Here is a 14,881-nt window from a genome sequence, read left to right on the forward strand (position 1 = left end):
CGTCCCGTGTCGCTCTGCCGTGAGGGGCCATGATCCCCCGGCGGACCGTGCGAGGGCCATGAAGCGCGGCCGTACGGAACTGTGAGTACGGTCGCACATCCGGTTCGGTACTGTCGACGACGATGCACAAGACCCTGATCGTGACCAACGACTTTCCGCCCCGGCCGGGCGGCATCCAGGCGTTCCTGCACAACATGGCGCTGCGCCTGGACCCCCAGCGGCTCGTCGTCTACGCCTCCACCTGGAAGCGCAGCCGGGAGGGTGTTGAGGCGACGGCCGCCTTCGACGCCGAGCAGCCCTTCACCGTCGTACGGGACCGGACGACGATGCTGCTGCCGACGCCGGACGCGACCCGGCGGGCCGTGGGGCTGTTGCGGGAGCACGGCTGTACGACGGTGTGGTTCGGGGCGGCGGCGCCGCTCGGCCTGATGGCGCCCGCGCTGCGGCGGGCCGGGGCGGAGCGGCTGGTGGCGACCACGCACGGGCATGAGGCGGGATGGGCGCAGCTGCCGGCCGCGCGAGGCCTGTTGCGCCGAATCGGCGAGTCCACGGACACGATCACCTACCTCGGCGAGTACACGCGCTCGCGCATCGCCTCCGCGCTGACGCCGCAGGCGGCCGGACGGATGGTGCAACTGCCGCCGGGCGTCGACGAGAAGACCTTCCACCCGGGCTCGGGCGGCGACGAGGTCCGCGCCCGCCTGGGCTTCACGGACCGCCCGGTGGTGGTCTGCGTCTCCCGTCTTGTGCCGCGCAAGGGCCAGGACACCCTGATCCGGGCGATGCCGCGCATCCTGGCCAAGGAGCCGGAGTCGGTCCTGCTGATCGTCGGGGGCGGGCCCTACGAGAAGGACCTGCGCAGGCTCGCGTACGAGACCGGGGTCGCCGACGCGGTCCACTTCACCGGCGCCGTCCCGTGGTCGGAACTGCCCGCGCACTACGGGGCGGGCGACGTCTTCGCGATGCCGTGCCGCACCCGCCGGGGCGGCCTGGACGTCGAGGGCCTCGGCATCGTGTACCTGGAGGCGTCCGCGACGGGCCTCCCGGTGGTCGCGGGCGACTCGGGCGGCGCACCGGACGCGGTACTCGAGGGCGAGACAGGCTGGGTGGTGACAGGCGGCTCGGTGGAGGACACGGCGGACCGCGTCATCGCCCTCCTGGGCGACCCTGAGCTGCGCCGCCGCATGGGCGAGCGGGGCAGGCAGTGGGTCGAGGAGAAGTGGCGCTGGGACCTGCTGGCGGAGAGGCTGAGGGAACTCCTCTGAGGTGCCGCCGAGTCGGCCGTCCGATCGTGCCGTCCTTCCGGCAGGCGGGCCTGTTCACCCGGCGCCCGGAAACCGTTCACGGCCCTAGCCGGAAGCCGAAAATCCGCCGATGCTGCGCTCATGACAGAGGAACTGACGTACCATCACCTGATGAGACGTCAAATCCTCGGCATGCTCGCCCTGCAGACAGCGGCCACCATGGGGTTCACCCGAATCGGCCTGCAGTCCGTCGAGGCGGCCGAGCCCGACGCGGTCGAAACCGCCCCGGCGATCGTCATCGGCTCCGGCTACGGCGGTGCCGTGGCCGCCCTCCGCCTCGGCCAGGCCGGAATCCGCACTCTCGTGATCGAGATGGGCCGGCTCTGGAACACCGCCGGTTCCGACGGCAAGGTCTTCTGCTCCACCAGCGCCCCGGACGAGCGCTCCATGTGGTTCCGTACGCGCACCGAAGCCCCGCTGGCCACCTTCCTGTGGCTGGATCTCGTCAACAACGATGGCGCGGGTCCTCGCCGAGGACACCGCGCCATGAGCGTTCGTGCCGGTGCCTACTTCTGGTAGATCGCCTCGATCTCGCCCGCGTAGTCCTTCGCCACCACGTTCCGCTTGAGCTTCAGGGACGGCGTGAGGTGGCCCGACTCCTCGGTGAACTGGGAGGAGAGAATGCGGAACTTCCGCACCGATTCCGCCTTCGACACCGCGGCGTTGCCGTCGTCGACCGCGTCCTGGATCGCCGCGAGCAGATCCGGGTCGTCGCGCAGTGACGCCGCGGTGGAACCCGCGGGCTTGCCGTGGTCGGCGGCCCAGCGGCCCAGGAACTCCTCGTCGATGGTGACCAGCGCGCCCACGAACGGCCGTCCGTCGCCCACCACCATGCACTCCGCGACCAGCGCGTGCGCGCGGATGCGGTCCTCGATCACGGCCGGAGCGACGTTCTTGCCGCCCGCGGTGACGATGATCTCCTTCTTGCGGCCGGTGATCCTGAGGTAGCCGTCCTCGTCGAGGGTGCCGATGTCACCGGTGTGGAACCAGCCGTCGGCCAGCGCCTCCGCGGTCGCGGCCTCGTTGTTCCAGTATCCCGTGAACAGCTGCTCGCCGTGCAGCAGCACCTCGCCGTCGTCCGCGATGCGGATCACGGAGCCCGGCAGCGGCTGGCCGACCGTACCGATCTTCTGCCGGTCCCAGGGGTTGAACGCGGTGGCCGCACAGGACTCGGTCAGGCCGTAGCCCTCCAGGACCGTGAAGCCGATGCCGCGGAAGAAGTGGCCGAGCCGCTCGCCCAGCGGGGCGCCGCCGGAGATGGCGTACTCGCCACGGCCGCCGAGGACCGCGCGCAGCTTGCTGTAGACGAGCTTGTCGAACGTCTTGTGCTTGATCTTCAGACCGATCGACGGGCCCGACGGGGTGTCCAGGGCCTTGCTGTAGGCGATCGCGGTGTCCGCCGCCTTGTCGAAGATCTTGCCCTTGCCGTCCGCCTGCGCCTTGGCGCGGGCCGAGTTGTAGACCTTCTCGAAGACCCGCGGTACACCGAGGATCAACGTCGGCCGGAACGCGGCGAGTTCGTCGGTGAGGTTCTTGATGTCCGGCACGTTGCCCAGCTTGATCGGCGCCATCATCGGCGCGACCTGCACCAGCCGTCCGAAGACGTGTGCGAGCGGCAGGAAGAGGAGGACGGAGCACTCGCCCGTGCGGAAGAGGGGGCGCAGCCGCTCGACGATGTTCCCGCACTCGGCGAAGAAGCTGCGGTGGGTGAGCACACAGCCCTTGGGGCGCCCGGTGGTGCCGCTGGTGTAGACGATCGTCGCCGGGTCGTCGGCCTTGGCGAGCGAGCTGCGCTCCTCGACCGTCGCGTCGCTGACGTCCTTGCCGGCGCGGCCCAGCTCCTCCACACCGCCGGCCTCGATCTGCCAGACGTGCTTGAGCGCGGGCAGCCGGTCCCGCACCGCCTCGACGGCCGCGGCGTGCGTGTCCTGCTCCACGACGCAGGCGGTCGCGCCCGAGTCGCCGAGGATCCACTGCACCTGCTCCGGCGAGCTGGTCTCGTACACCGGCACGGTGATCGCGCCCGCGCTCCAGATCGCGAAGTCGAGCAGCGTCCACTCGTAACGGGTCCTGGACATCAGGCCCACCCGGTCGCCCGGTTGCACACCGGAGGCGATGAGCCCCTTCGCCGCGGCCCGCACCTCGGTGAGGAAGGCGGCGGCGGTGACGTCCTGCCAGGCACCGGCCACTTTGCGGGCGATCACCGCGACGTCCGGATGCTGCGCGGCGTTTCTCCGGACGATGTCGGTCAGGTTGCCGTCCGCAGGGACCTCGTACAAAGCCGGAAGGCTGAACTCGCGCAAGACTGCTGCTCCTCATAGGGCGCCGACGCCACGACTCTGTGTGCTGCGACGGTGCGGTCCAAGGCTCGGGCGGGTGCGCAGAGTTCTTCCTACGGAGTCGTTGGTTGAAACCCTGAGCACGACCGGACTGCCCGGACGTTACCCGCCGGTATGGCTTCTACGACAGGGGGTCCCGACGAGATGTTCCGTGCGTCACACATGCTGGCGTTCCTTTGCGCACCCTAGTCCACGCCTTTCCTGACTGGCCAGTAACCGCAGGTCCCGCCGCCACTGTTCACGTTTGCCCCACACCTCTACGCTTGATCGCCATGGCACCCACACCCCGCGACAACCCGAGGACGCGCGTTCATGTGGTCAGCGACGTGCACGGCAACGCGCGTGACCTGGCCAGGGCCGGTGACGGGGCGGACGCGCTGATCTGTCTGGGTGACCTGGTCCTCTTCCTCGACTACGCCGACCACTCGCGCGGGATCTTCCCGGACCTGTTCGGCAGGGAGAACGCCGACCGGCTGGTGGAACTGCGCACCGCCCGCCGCTTCGAGGAGGCTCGGGCGTTCGGTGCCGGACTGTGGGCCGGGGTCGGCGCGGACCGTGCCGCGGCGATCGAGAAGGCGGTGCGCCGGCAGTACGCCGAACTGTTCGCCGCGTTCCCGACGCCGACGTACGCGACCTACGGCAATGTCGACATGCCGACTTTGTGGCCCGAGTACGCCGGACCGGGCACGACCGTGCTGGACGGCGAACGGGTGGAGATCAGCGGCTGGACCTTCGGCTTCGTCGGCGGGGGTCTGCGCACCCCGATGCGCACCCCCTACGAGATCAGCGACGAGGAGTACGCGGCGAAGATCGAGGCGGTGGGCGAGGTGGACGTGCTGTGCACCCATATCCCGCCGGAGGTTCCCGAGCTGGTGTACGACACGGTGGCGCGCCGCTTCGAACGGGGCAGCCGGGCCCTGCTGGAGGCGATCCGGCGCACGCGCCCGCGGTACTCGCTCTTCGGCCACGTCCACCAGCCGCTGGTGCGACGGATGCGGATCGGGGCGACGGAGTGTGTGAACGTGGGGCACTTCGCGGGCAGCGGGAGCCCGTGGGCGCTGGAGTGGTGAGCGGCGGGCGGGCCGCGGGTGGTTGCCGGGCGACGGGCCGGTGGCCGAAGCGCAGGTGGGGTGGTAGCGGCGCGGCGTGTGCGCGGTAGCCTTCACGCTGCACACACGTGCGCACCACCCTCCCTCACCGGACCGCATCTGGAGGAGCCACCGCGATGGCGGAATACACCAGCTCGAGCATCACGATCGAGGCGGCTCCGGCCGACGTCATGCGGGTGATCGCCGACTTCGCGCGCTACCCGGACTGGACGGGCGAGGTGAAGGAGGCCGAGGTCCTCGCGACGGACGAGCGGGGCCGCGCCGAGCAGGTGCGCCTCGTCATGGACGCGGGCGCCATCAAGGACGACCAGACGCTGGCGTACACATGGACGGGTGACAGCGAGGTCTCCTGGACCCTGGTCAAGTCCCAGATGCTCCGCTCCCTGGACGGCTCGTACCTCCTGAAGCCGGCGGGCCCGGGCGGCACGGAGGTGACGTACCAGCTGACCGTGGACGTCAAGATCCCGATGCTCGGCATGATCAAGCGCAAGGCGGAGAAGGTCATCATCGACCGGGCGCTGGCGGGGCTGAAGAAGAGGGTGGAGTCGGGGGACCTCACCTAGCCCGTCCGGCGTTCGAGGGGCTCGCCGATGTCCTGCTCAGCCTGTGGGCCGGGCCCCGGTAGCGTTCACCCCCATGCGCACCATCCTGATGACCGGATCCGGCGGCTCCGGCCGGACCACCGTCGCCGCGGCCACCGCGCTGGGCGCCGCCCGCCAGGGCGCCCGCACCCTCGTGCTCAGCGCCGACCGCACGGACACCCTCGGTGCCGCACTCGGCGTCCCCACCGGCGCCACCCCCGTCGAGGCCGCCCCTGGGCTCACCGTCTGGCGCCCGGACCCCGCCGCCCGTTTCAGGGAGGACCTCGTCGCCTTCCAGGACCGTGCGGCCGGCGCGCTCGACCTCCTCGGTGCCTCCCGATTGGACGCCGAGGAGGTCACCCCCCTGCCTGGCGCCGAGGAACTCGCCCTCCTGCGCGCACTGCGCGACGCCGCGCTCTCGGAGGCGTACGACCTCCTCGTCGTCGACCTGCCCCCCGTCTCACGGGGGCTCGACCTGCTCGCCCTCCCCGAGCAGCTCCGCCGCTATCTGCGCCGTCTGCTCCCGCCGGAGCGGCAGGCGGCCCGCGCTTTGCGCCCCGTGCTCGGCCGGCTCGCGGGCGTCCCGATGCCCGCCGAGTGGCTGTACGAGACCGCCGCACGCTGGGACGTCGAGCTGGCCGTCGTCGAGGCCGTCGTCGCCGACCGGACAACGAGCGTCTGGCTGGTCGCCGAGCCGGGCCCGGCCGGCACCGACGCGGTCCGCACCGCCGTCACCGGCCTCGCCCTGCGCGCCCTGCGCCCCGAGTTCCTGGTCGCGAACCGTGTCCTGCCCGACACCGGCCACGACACCTGGCTCGCGGGCCTCGCCGCCCAGCAGCGCAAGGCCCTGGAGGAGTGGCATGGGACATACGGTGCCCACGGTGTGCAGGGTGTCCTGCACCTCGGACGTGACCCGCGCGGCGCCGACGACCTCGCCACGCTGGCCGCCCCCGCCGTCAACCCGGCGCCCGCCCCGGTGGAGTGGCCGGTGACGGACCGGCTCGCCGAGGACGGCGTGCTCGTCTGGCACATCCCGCTGCCCGGCGCCATACGCGATGAACTGGACCTCGTCCGGCGCGGCGACGAACTCGTCGTGACCGCGGGACCGTTCCGCCGGATCGTTCCGCTCCCGTCGGCCCTGCGCCGCTGCACCGTGGGCGGCGCGGCCCTGCGCGAGGGCGAGCTGCGCATCCGCTTCGCTCCCGACCCGGAGCTGTGGCCGCGCGGGGCGTGACCGGCGCCCGACCGGGGGCCGACGGGCCGGCGTCCGACCGACCGGCGTCCGACCGACCGGCGTCCGACGGGCCGGCGCCCGACCGACCGGCGTCCGACGGGCCGGCGTCCGACCGACCGGCGTCCGACGGGCCGGCGTCCGACGGGCCGGCGCCCGACCGCGGGCGTCCGACCCCGGGCGCCGGAAAGGGCCCGGCACACGGTGAAACGCGTACCCCCGTTCGGGTAACGTCGGGAGTACGAACCGCAGTCAGGAGTCCGCCATGAGCGAAGAGCGCCCCACGTCCGACGCCGCTCAGGACGAGGCCGCCGACAAGATGGGGATCCACCCTGCCGGAGCGGAGTCGGAAGCCTGGGGGAGTGCCACCGACGCCGACGCCTGGGCGAAGGCGTGCGCCGAAGACCTCGCCGCGGAGAAGGCCCGCCGACGTGCCCGCTACGGCAAGCCGCCCGGCTCGGCCGCCGAAGAGCTTCGCAAGCTCGTCGACGCCGTCGCGGACAAGCTGTCCGGGCTGCAGACGCCGCTGTTCGGCGCGGCGGCGTCGGGCGCGGCCCAGCAGATGGTCCAGCAGGCGGTACGCCAGGCCAAGGCCGCCGTGGAACCCGTCATAGAGCGCAACCCGGATGTCTTCGACCACCTCGCCGCGGCCGGCTCGGAGCTGCTCGCGGCCTACCGCTCGGCCGTCGAGGCCCAGGAACGGCGCTGGGCCAGCCGCACCTCCGGCGACTTCGACCCCCGCAGGCCGGGCGACGGCGAGGGTCCGGGGGAGCGCATCGACCTGGACTAGGCCCGGTCGTCGAACTCCCGCCTTGCGAGGTCCGCCCTGCGGGCGGACGGCGGGAGTTCGCCGACAGGACCTGGGCCGGGCACGAGTGTGCCCGAGGTCCGGCCACTGGGAGGCCTCCGACACCCCTCAGCCCCCTCGGGTACGGTTGGCCGTAGCGGGGCTCGACCGAAACTGAGGGATTCATGGGACTCACCATCGGCGTCGACATCGGCGGCACGAAGATCGCGGCCGGTGTGGTCGACGAGGAAGGCAACATCCTCTCGACCCACAAGGTGCCGACTCCGGGCACGCCCGAGGGCATCGTGGACGCCATTGCCGCTGCCGTCGAGGGCGCCCGTGCGGGACACGAGATCGTCGGTGTCGGGATCGGCGCCGCCGGGTACGTCAACCGTCAGCGCTCCACGGTCTACTTCGCGCCGAACATCGACTGGCGTCAGGAGCCGCTGAAGGAGAAGGTCGAGGCCCGCGTGGGCCTCCCGGTGGTCGTCGAGAACGACGCGAACGCGGCCGCGTGGGGCGAGTACAAGTTCGGCGCGGGCAAGGGCCACCGCAACGTCATCTGCATCACGCTCGGCACCGGCCTCGGCGGCGGGATCATCATCGGCAACAAGCTGCGCCGCGGCCACTTCGGTGTGGCCGCCGAGTTCGGCCATATCCGGATGGTCCCCGACGGCCTGCTGTGCGGCTGCGGCTCGCAGGGCTGCTGGGAGCAGTACGCCTCCGGACGCGCCCTGGTCAGATACGCCAAGCAGCGCGCCAACGCCACCCCCGAGAATGCCGAGACCCTGCTCGGCCTCGGCGACGGCACCCCCGACGGCATCGAGGGCAAGCACATCTCCATGGCCGCCCGCCAGGGCGACCCTGTGGCGGTGGACTCCTACCGCGAGCTCGCCCGCTGGGCCGGCGCGGGCCTCGCCGACCTGGCCTCGCTCTTCGATCCGTCCGCCTTCATCGTCGGCGGCGGGCTCTCGGACGAGGGCGAACTCGTCCTCGACCCGATCCGCAAGTCGTACAAGCGCTGGCTGGTCGGCGGCAACTGGCGGCCGGTCGCCGAAGTCATCGCCGCCCAGCTGGGCAACGAGGCGGGCCTGGTCGGCGCGGCGGACCTGGCCCGGGAGCCCGATCCGATCATGTAGCGGTCACCCGCTTCGCACGGCAGCGCCCGCCCCCCGACGCCGGGGCCGGCGGGCGCTGCCGTTCCCGCGGGCGGGGCACCCGGTCGGCCCGCCTTCGTGCCGGGCACGGCGTATGTTGATCGGCATGGTGTCCTCGACTCCGCTGCTGCCCAACTCCCAGACCGAGCCCGACGGTTCGGCCGTCCTCCGGGTCCTCGGCTACAACATCCGCTCGATGCGCGACGACACCGATGCCCTCGCCCGGGTGATCCGTGCCTGCGCGCCCGACCTGGTGCTCGTCCAGGAGGCCCCCCGCTTCTTCCGCTGGCGCAAGAAACTCGCCCGGCTCGCGGCGGCCTCCGGCCTGGTGATCCTCTCGGGTGGTGCGACGGCGGCGGGACCGGCGATTCTCTGCTCGCTCCGCGCCACGGTCGAGCGCACCGAGGATGTGCTGCTGCCGCTCGCCCCCGGGCTGCACCGACGGGGTTTCGCGACGGCGGTCGTGCGGTTCGGCGGCGCCCGGCTCGGCGTCGTCAGTTTTCATCTGAGCCTGGAGCGGGAGGAGCGGTACGCCCAGGGCGGCATGCTGCTCGACCGGCTCGCCGGGATGGGTGTGCAGCACGCGATCGCGGGCGGCGACCTGAACGAGCGCCCGGACGGCCCCACCTTCCAACGGCTGGCGGCCGACCTCCAGGACGGCCGGGCCGCCGCCCCCTGGGGTGCCGAGTACACCTGGACGCCCGGCGATCCCCACAAGCGGATCGACGCGATCTTCGCCACGAGCGGTGTCGAGGTCCTCGGCTGCGGTGTCCCCCTCGGTCAGCCGGGAGTGACGGAGCCGGACCTGAGGGCGGCCACGGACCATTTCCCGGTCCTGGCCGCCCTGAGGGTCCCGTCCGCGTAGGCCCTTCGCAGTCGCTTTCGCGCCGGTCAGACCACAGCGCCCCGACCCGGGTCGTCGTCGTCCTCGTCGCCCGTCTTCATGCGCACCACCAGCGTCACGCAGCCGCCCAGGAAGCCGCCGACACCGAGCGTGGCGAGCCACCAGGTCATCTCCCAGCCGAGCAGCACTGCCAGCAGGAGCAGGATCGGGCCGCCGATCACCCCGAGCCAGGCGAACTTCGCCGTGGTGTCGGCCTCCGGCAGTGGCGGCGGCTCCGGCGGGACGAAGTGGCCCTCGTCGTCCTCGTCGAAGTCGTCCTCGGAGGGCTCGGGCGTCGTGTAGTCGCGCGGGCCCACGCCGGGCGCGAAGGAGATCGAGCTGCCCAGCGGCTTGGCCGGCTCGTCCTTCGCGTCGTCGTCCTTGTCCTTGACGCCGTTCGGTTCCCCTGGCAGCGCCAGGTCCTCGACCGGCTTGAACGGTTTCGCGCCGGGCGGGTCCGGCGGCTCCTGGCCGTACCCCGCGACGATCGCCGCCCAGGCGGCCTCCTCGTCGAAGGGCACACCCTTCTCGTCCGGCTCGCGGTCCTCGCGGTCGGAGTCGTGCTCAGCCACCTGCGGCCGTCCCTTCCTTGCCGACACTGGGCGCGAGCCGGCCGATGAACGAGTGGCTCTCCTCGAAGATCCGGTCCGCGTCGTGGTCCAACGTCGCCACGTGGTAGCTCTGTTCCAGCACGATCTCCCGCACGTCCGTGGAGGAGACCCGGCTGAGGATGCGGGCCGAGTCCGCCGGCGGCACGACGTGGTCCTGGGCGCTGTGCAGGAGCAGCAGGGGCTGGGTGACCTGCGGAAGCTCGCCGTCGAGCAGGCGGAAGAAGTTCCGCAGGGAGTGCGCCGCGTGCAGCGGCACCTTGTCGTAGCCCAGTTCCACGCTGCCCTCCTTGGCGATGTCGCTGGCGATCCCGTTCGTCGTACGGACGACGTGGCGGGCCACCGGAAGGGCGTACGCGGACAGGCCGTGCACCTTGTTCGCCGGGTTGACGATCACGATGCCGCTGACGGCATCCCCGTGCTTGGCGGCGAGCCGCAGGGCCAGGGCGCCTCCCATGGACAGACCGGCCACGAACACCTGCGCACAGCTCTCGCGCAGGGCCCGCAGCTCGCGGTCCACCTCCGCGTACCAGTCCGGCCAGCCGGTGAGCTGCAGGTCCTCCCAGCGCGTGCCGTGTCCGGGCAGCAGCGGCAGCGAGACGGTGAGGCCGCGCTCGGCGAGATGCTCCGCCCAGGGGCGCAGCGACTGCGGGGAACCGGTGAAGCCATGGCAGAGGAGGACGCCGACCTCCCCGCCGTCGTGGCGGTACGGCTCGGCTCCAGGAAGGACCGGCACGTTCGGTCTCCTGTTCATGGAATGGGGCTGGGCACGTCGATTGCGTGTACTTCACCGTACGCGACGGCACTGACACCGACCAGAGCCGTCGGTCTCTTTGCCGGTGGAGCGGGTTAAGGTCTGTTTCACAGACACAGGAGGCACTCGGGTGTTGTACGGCGCGATGAAGGTATCCATCGGGGGGCCGCTGAAGCTCGCCTTCAGACCCTGGGCGGAAGGTCTGGAGAACGTTCCCGCCGAGGGCCCCGCGATCCTGGCGAGCAATCACCTGTCCTTCTCGGACTCGTTCTTCCTGCCCGTGGTCCTCGACCGCAAGGTGACCTTCATCGCGAAGGCCGAGTACTTCACGACGCCCGGTGTGAAGGGCCGGCTGACCGCCGCCTTCTTCAAGGGCGTCGGACAGCTCCCCGTCGACCGCTCCGGCGCACGCGGCGCGGGGGAGGCCGCCATCAAGAGCGGCATCGAGGTGCTGGAGCGCGGTGAGCTGTTCGGCATCTACCCGGAGGGCACGCGCTCGCCGGACGGCCGACTCTACCGGGGCAAGCCCGGCGGTCTGGCGCGCGTGGCGCTCGCCACCGGCGCGCCCGTCATCCCGGTGGCCATGATCGACACAGAGAAGATCCAGCCGCCCGGGAAGATCATCCCCAAGCTGATGCGCCCGGGCATCCGCATCGGCAAGCCGCTCGACTTCACCCGCTACCAGGGCATGGAGCAGGACCGTTTCGTGCTGCGCGCCGTGACCGACGAGGTCATGTACGAAATCATGAAGCTCTCCGGCCAGGAGTACGTCGACATGTACGCGACCGCCGCCAAGCGGCAGATCGCGGAGGCGGCGAAGGCGGAGAAGCAGGCGCAGAAGGACGCGGAGAAGCAGGCGCAGAAGGACGCGGAGAAGGCAGCCGCGAAGGAAGCCGGAAAGGAAGCCGGGAAGGAACCGGCGGGCTCTTAGGGACGGGTCCCTACGGCTCGGGGGTGGTGGGAGCGAGCCGAAGGGGCGCGACGAAAACAAGGGGGGACATGGCCAAGCGCGAACGGGTCATCAGGATGTCGGTCGAGCAGCCGCTGTGGCGTGCGCTCACCGCGTATCGCGTCCTGACGATGCTGTACGCGATCGGGCTCTTCGCGACCGCCTACGGCACGTTCTCCAGGCCCTGGCTGGCGATCTCGTACTACGTCGTGCTCAGCGTGTGGACGCTGGCCACCCTCCCCAGGGTCGCGAACGCCGCGAGCTGCACCAAGCGGTTCCTCGCCGTCGACCTCGCCGTCGCGCTCGTCGGCATCCTCCTGACGCCCCTCGCCGTCACGCACGAGCGGATCGTCGCGGGCGGCCCCACCCTGCCGTCCATATGGACAGCCGGGTCCGTCCTCGCGTACGCGATCAAGGGCGGCTGGCGGTGGGCGGCCTTGGCCTCCACGACCGTCGCTGCGGCGAACCTGGTCGAACGCGGCGCCCCGGCCCGGGACACCGTCCACAACGTGATCCTCGTCTGGGTCGCCTCCATCGCGATCGGATACGTCGTCGAGGTCGCCCGTGCCTCCGAGCGCACCCTCGCCCGCGCCCTGGAGATCGAGGCCGCGACGCGCGAGCGGGAGCGGCTGGCCCGGGACATCCACGACAGCGTGCTCCAGGTGCTCGCCATGGTGCAGCGGCGCGGTACCGCCCTGGGCGGCGAGGCCGCGGAGCTGGGGCGGCTGGCCGGTGAACAGGAGGTCGCGCTGCGCACCCTGGTCTCCGGGGGCCTGGTGCCCCTCTCCCGGGTGTCGGAGGACGCGGCGCTCGGCGCGGTCGTGCGCGCCGTCGACGAGCCGGATCCCGAGGAGGGCCCCGTCGACCTGCGTTCCGTGCTCGCCCCGTACGCCCGCGCCCGGGTGACACTCTCCGAGCCCGGCTCCCCGGTGCCGCTCGCCCCGGCCGTCGCGCGAGAACTGGCCGCCGCTGTCGGTGCCGCCCTGGACAATGTGCGCAGGCACGCGGGGGACGGGGCGCGTGCCTGGATCCTGGTCGAGGACGAGCCGGACGGGATCGTCGTGACCGTACGGGACGACGGGCCCGGCATCCCGGAAGGGCGGCTCGCCCAGGCCGAGGGCGAGGGGCGCCTGGGGGTGGCCCAGTCCATCCGCGGCCGACTGCGCGACATCGGCGGCACGGCCGAACTGCTCTCGGTCCCGGGCCAGGGCACAGAAGTGGAACTGAAGGTCCCGAAGGACGCGAAGGACCCGGCCTCACGGGGGAAGGCGGAGAAACGATGACGGCGGACACGGTCGACGCACGGCGGGCCCCGGTCAAGGTGATGGTCGTGGACGACCACCCCATGTGGCGGGACGCCGTCGCCCGCGACCTGACCGAGTCGGGGTTCGACGTGGTCGCCACCGCGGGGGACGGCGAGCAGGCGGTGCGCCGCGCCCAGGCGGCCGCGCCCGACGTGCTTGTGCTGGACCTGAACCTGCCCGCGAAGCCGGGCGTCCAGGTCTGCAAGGAACTCGTAGGCGCCAACCCGGCGCTGCGGGTCCTGGTGCTGTCGGCGAGCGGTGAGCACGCGGACGTGCTGGAGGCGGTGAAGTCGGGCGCGACGGGCTATTTGCTGAAGTCGGCGTCCACGGAGGAGCTGATAGACGCGGTACGCCGCACGGCGGTCGGCGACCCGGTGTTCACGCCCGGCCTCGCGGGCCTGGTCCTGGGCGAGTACCGCCGCCTCGCCTCCGAACCGGCCCCCGCCGCGGACGCCGACGAGCCGAAGGCACCGCGGCTGACGGACCGTGAGACCGAGGTGCTGCGGCTGGTCGCCAAGGGTCTGAGCTATAAGCAGATCGCCGAGCGCCTGGTCATCTCGCACCGCACCGTGCAGAACCACGTCCAGAACACCCTGGGCAAGCTCCAGCTGCACAACCGGGTGGAGCTGGTGCGGTACGCGATCGAGCGAGGGCTCGACGGCGAGTGAACCAGTGTTGCCGCATCCCACTTTCGAGTGGATTTGCAGTGATCAACTACCCGACAATTCACCGGAATTGACCTTCCGCACCATGCCGAAGTGACGTGGGTCACCATTAGCGTGACTCGCATCAGGCAACCGCGGCGAAGGGACATTTCCATGCGGGTCGGAGTACTGACCGGAGGCGGCGACTGCCCCGGGCTCAACGCCGTCATCCGGGGCGTCGTGCGCAAGGGCGTGCAGGAGTACGGCTATGACTTCGTCGGCTTCCGCGACGGCTGGCGCGGGCCCCTCGAAGGCGACACCGTCCGGCTGGACATCCCCGCGGTGCGCGGCATCCTGCCCCGCGGCGGTACGATCCTCGGCTCCTCGCGCACCAATCCGCTCAAGCAGGAGAACGGCATCCGCCGCATCAAGGAGAACCTCGCCAAGGAGGAGGTCGACGCGCTCGTCGCGATCGGCGGCGAGGACACCCTGGGGGTCGCGGCGCGCCTGGCCGACGAGTACGGGGTCCATGTCGTCGGCGTACCGAAGACCATCGACAACGACCTGTCCGCCACGGACTACACCTTCGGCTTCGACACCGCGGTCAACATCGCGACCGAGGCGATCGACCGTCTGCACACGACGGCGGAGTCCCACATGCGGGTGCTCGTGGTCGAGGTGATGGGCCGTCATGCGGGCTGGATCGCCATCCACTCGGGGCTGGCCGGCGGGGCCAACGTCATCCTCATCCCCGAGCAGCGCTTCGACGTCGACCAGGTGTGCGGGTGGGTGACGTCCCGGTTCAAGGCGTCGTACGCGCCGATCGTGGTCGTGGCCGAGGGCGCGATGCCGAAGGACGGCGACGTGGTGCTGAAGGACGCGTCGCTGGACTCGTTCGGGCACGTCCGCCTCTCGGGCGTCGGCGAATGGCTGGCGAAGGAGATCGAGAGGCGCACCGGCAAGGAGGCCCGCACGACCGTGCTCGGGCACGTCCAGCGCGGTGGTACGCCCAGTGCCTTCGACCGCTGGCTCGCCACCCGCTTCGGGCTGCACGCCATCGAGGCGGTCCGCGACGGCGACTTCGGCAAGATGGTCGCCCTGCGCGGCACGGACATCGTCCGGGTCCCGATCGCGGAGGCCACGGCCAAGCTGAAGACGGTCGACCCGAAGCTGTACGAGGAGGTCGGCGTCTTCTTCGGCTGACATCTGCGGCCGGTCCCGCAATCCCCCA

Annotated in this window: 14 protein-coding genes and 1 pseudogene; 12 read left to right on the forward strand and 3 right to left on the reverse strand. The window is 71.5% G+C overall.

Annotated elements, in window-relative coordinates; translation table 11 throughout:
- The first annotated feature begins 122 nt into the window (after window positions 1-122).
- Together ACZ3TS_RS02740 and ACZ3TS_RS02745 are read left to right on the forward strand one after the other, a co-directional pair.
- Window positions 123-1,265, forward strand: coding sequence for a glycosyltransferase family 4 protein (locus ACZ3TS_RS02740; protein WP_467613116.1), 1,143 nt, complete (start codon window positions 123-125; stop codon window positions 1,263-1,265).
- A gap of 120 nt (window positions 1,266-1,385) precedes the next feature.
- Window positions 1,386-1,760 (forward strand): annotated as a pseudogene (locus ACZ3TS_RS02745) (FAD-binding protein); the annotation flags it as partial.
- A 50-nt stretch (window positions 1,761-1,810) separates the two neighbouring features.
- Here ACZ3TS_RS02745 and ACZ3TS_RS02750 read toward each other — a convergent pair.
- Window positions 1,811-3,607, reverse strand: a complete 1,797-nt coding sequence (locus ACZ3TS_RS02750; RefSeq protein ID WP_467613119.1) for an AMP-dependent synthetase/ligase — start codon at window positions 3,605-3,607, stop codon at window positions 1,811-1,813.
- A 308-nt stretch (window positions 3,608-3,915) separates the two neighbouring features.
- Here ACZ3TS_RS02750 and ACZ3TS_RS02755 point away from each other — a divergent pair, with 308 nt between their 5' ends.
- From ACZ3TS_RS02755 to ACZ3TS_RS02780, 6 genes are all read left to right on the forward strand, one after another.
- Window positions 3,916-4,713, forward strand: a complete 798-nt coding sequence (locus ACZ3TS_RS02755) for a metallophosphoesterase family protein (protein ID WP_467613122.1) — start codon at window positions 3,916-3,918, stop codon at window positions 4,711-4,713.
- Between the two features lie 155 nt (window positions 4,714-4,868).
- Entirely contained in the window at window positions 4,869-5,315 is a 447-nt protein-coding gene (locus ACZ3TS_RS02760) for an SRPBCC family protein (RefSeq protein WP_467613125.1), read from the forward strand.
- A gap of 73 nt (window positions 5,316-5,388) precedes the next feature.
- On the forward strand, window positions 5,389-6,567 hold the full coding sequence (locus tag ACZ3TS_RS02765; protein WP_467613128.1) for an ArsA family ATPase: 1,179 nt from the start codon (window positions 5,389-5,391) through the stop codon (window positions 6,565-6,567).
- Window positions 6,568-6,829: 262 nt separating this feature from the next.
- Window positions 6,830-7,354, forward strand: coding sequence for a DUF5304 domain-containing protein (locus tag ACZ3TS_RS02770; protein ID WP_467613131.1), 525 nt, complete (start codon window positions 6,830-6,832; stop codon window positions 7,352-7,354).
- Window positions 7,355-7,536: 182 nt separating this feature from the next.
- Window positions 7,537-8,490: an ROK family glucokinase gene (locus tag ACZ3TS_RS02775; RefSeq protein ID WP_467613134.1), complete on the forward strand. Its 954-nt coding sequence runs from the start codon at window positions 7,537-7,539 to the stop codon at window positions 8,488-8,490.
- 124 nt (window positions 8,491-8,614) lie between these two features.
- Window positions 8,615-9,373 carry an endonuclease/exonuclease/phosphatase family protein gene (locus ACZ3TS_RS02780; protein WP_467613137.1) on the forward strand — a complete coding sequence of 253 codons (759 nt, stop codon included), beginning with the start codon at window positions 8,615-8,617 and terminating at the stop codon, window positions 9,371-9,373.
- 26 nt (window positions 9,374-9,399) lie between these two features.
- Here the strand turns inward: ACZ3TS_RS02780 and ACZ3TS_RS02785 are convergent, their stop codons facing one another.
- Window positions 9,400-9,963 (reverse strand): hypothetical protein, encoded by a 564-nt coding sequence (locus tag ACZ3TS_RS02785; RefSeq protein ID WP_467613140.1) that lies wholly within the window; start codon window positions 9,961-9,963, stop codon window positions 9,400-9,402.
- Entirely contained in the window at window positions 9,956-10,735 is a 780-nt protein-coding gene (locus ACZ3TS_RS02790; RefSeq protein ID WP_467613143.1) for an alpha/beta hydrolase, read from the reverse strand. The genes ACZ3TS_RS02785 and ACZ3TS_RS02790 overlap by 8 nt, the downstream gene beginning before the upstream one ends.
- 163 nt (window positions 10,736-10,898) lie before the next feature.
- Between ACZ3TS_RS02790 and ACZ3TS_RS02795 the strand changes: the two genes are divergently transcribed.
- From ACZ3TS_RS02795 to ACZ3TS_RS02810, 4 genes are all read left to right on the forward strand, one after another.
- The gene (locus tag ACZ3TS_RS02795; RefSeq protein ID WP_467613146.1) at window positions 10,899-11,684 is read left to right on the forward strand and encodes a lysophospholipid acyltransferase family protein; all 786 of its coding nucleotides are present in this window, start codon (window positions 10,899-10,901) and stop codon (window positions 11,682-11,684) included.
- Window positions 11,685-11,752: 68 nt separating this feature from the next.
- The gene (gene macS / locus ACZ3TS_RS02800; RefSeq protein WP_467613149.1) at window positions 11,753-12,985 is read left to right on the forward strand and encodes a MacS family sensor histidine kinase; all 1,233 of its coding nucleotides are present in this window, start codon (window positions 11,753-11,755) and stop codon (window positions 12,983-12,985) included.
- Window positions 12,986-13,026: 41 nt separating this feature from the next.
- On the forward strand, window positions 13,027-13,674 hold the full coding sequence (locus ACZ3TS_RS02805; protein WP_467613371.1) for a response regulator: 648 nt from the start codon (window positions 13,027-13,029) through the stop codon (window positions 13,672-13,674).
- 150 nt (window positions 13,675-13,824) lie between these two features.
- Window positions 13,825-14,853 (forward strand): 6-phosphofructokinase, encoded by a 1,029-nt coding sequence (locus ACZ3TS_RS02810; protein ID WP_467613152.1) that lies wholly within the window; start codon window positions 13,825-13,827, stop codon window positions 14,851-14,853.
- Window positions 14,854-14,881 lie beyond the last annotated feature (28 nt).

This window comes from Streptomyces sp. NPDC022910 (genome assembly GCF_055561075.1).

What these genes read in the sequence shown, in the direction of transcription:
- ACZ3TS_RS02740 (WP_467613116.1), top strand. Translation starts at nt 123, where the DNA reads ATGCACAAGACCCTGATCGTGACCAACGACTTTCCGCCCCGGCCGGGC.
- ACZ3TS_RS02755 (WP_467613122.1), top strand. Translation starts at nt 3,916, where the DNA reads ATGGCACCCACACCCCGCGACAACCCGAGGACGCGCGTTCATGTGGTC.
- ACZ3TS_RS02760 (WP_467613125.1), top strand. Translation starts at nt 4,869, where the DNA reads ATGGCGGAATACACCAGCTCGAGCATCACGATCGAGGCGGCTCCGGCC.
- ACZ3TS_RS02765 (WP_467613128.1), top strand. Translation starts at nt 5,389, where the DNA reads ATGCGCACCATCCTGATGACCGGATCCGGCGGCTCCGGCCGGACCACC.
- ACZ3TS_RS02770 (WP_467613131.1), top strand. Translation starts at nt 6,830, where the DNA reads ATGAGCGAAGAGCGCCCCACGTCCGACGCCGCTCAGGACGAGGCCGCC.
- ACZ3TS_RS02775 (WP_467613134.1), top strand. Translation starts at nt 7,537, where the DNA reads ATGGGACTCACCATCGGCGTCGACATCGGCGGCACGAAGATCGCGGCC.
- ACZ3TS_RS02780 (WP_467613137.1), top strand. Translation starts at nt 8,615, where the DNA reads ATGGTGTCCTCGACTCCGCTGCTGCCCAACTCCCAGACCGAGCCCGAC.
- ACZ3TS_RS02795 (WP_467613146.1), top strand. Translation starts at nt 10,899, where the DNA reads ATGAAGGTATCCATCGGGGGGCCGCTGAAGCTCGCCTTCAGACCCTGG.
- macS (WP_467613149.1), top strand. Translation starts at nt 11,753, where the DNA reads ATGGCCAAGCGCGAACGGGTCATCAGGATGTCGGTCGAGCAGCCGCTG.
- ACZ3TS_RS02805 (WP_467613371.1), top strand. Translation starts at nt 13,027, where the DNA reads ATGGTCGTGGACGACCACCCCATGTGGCGGGACGCCGTCGCCCGCGAC.
- ACZ3TS_RS02810 (WP_467613152.1), top strand. Translation starts at nt 13,825, where the DNA reads ATGCGGGTCGGAGTACTGACCGGAGGCGGCGACTGCCCCGGGCTCAAC.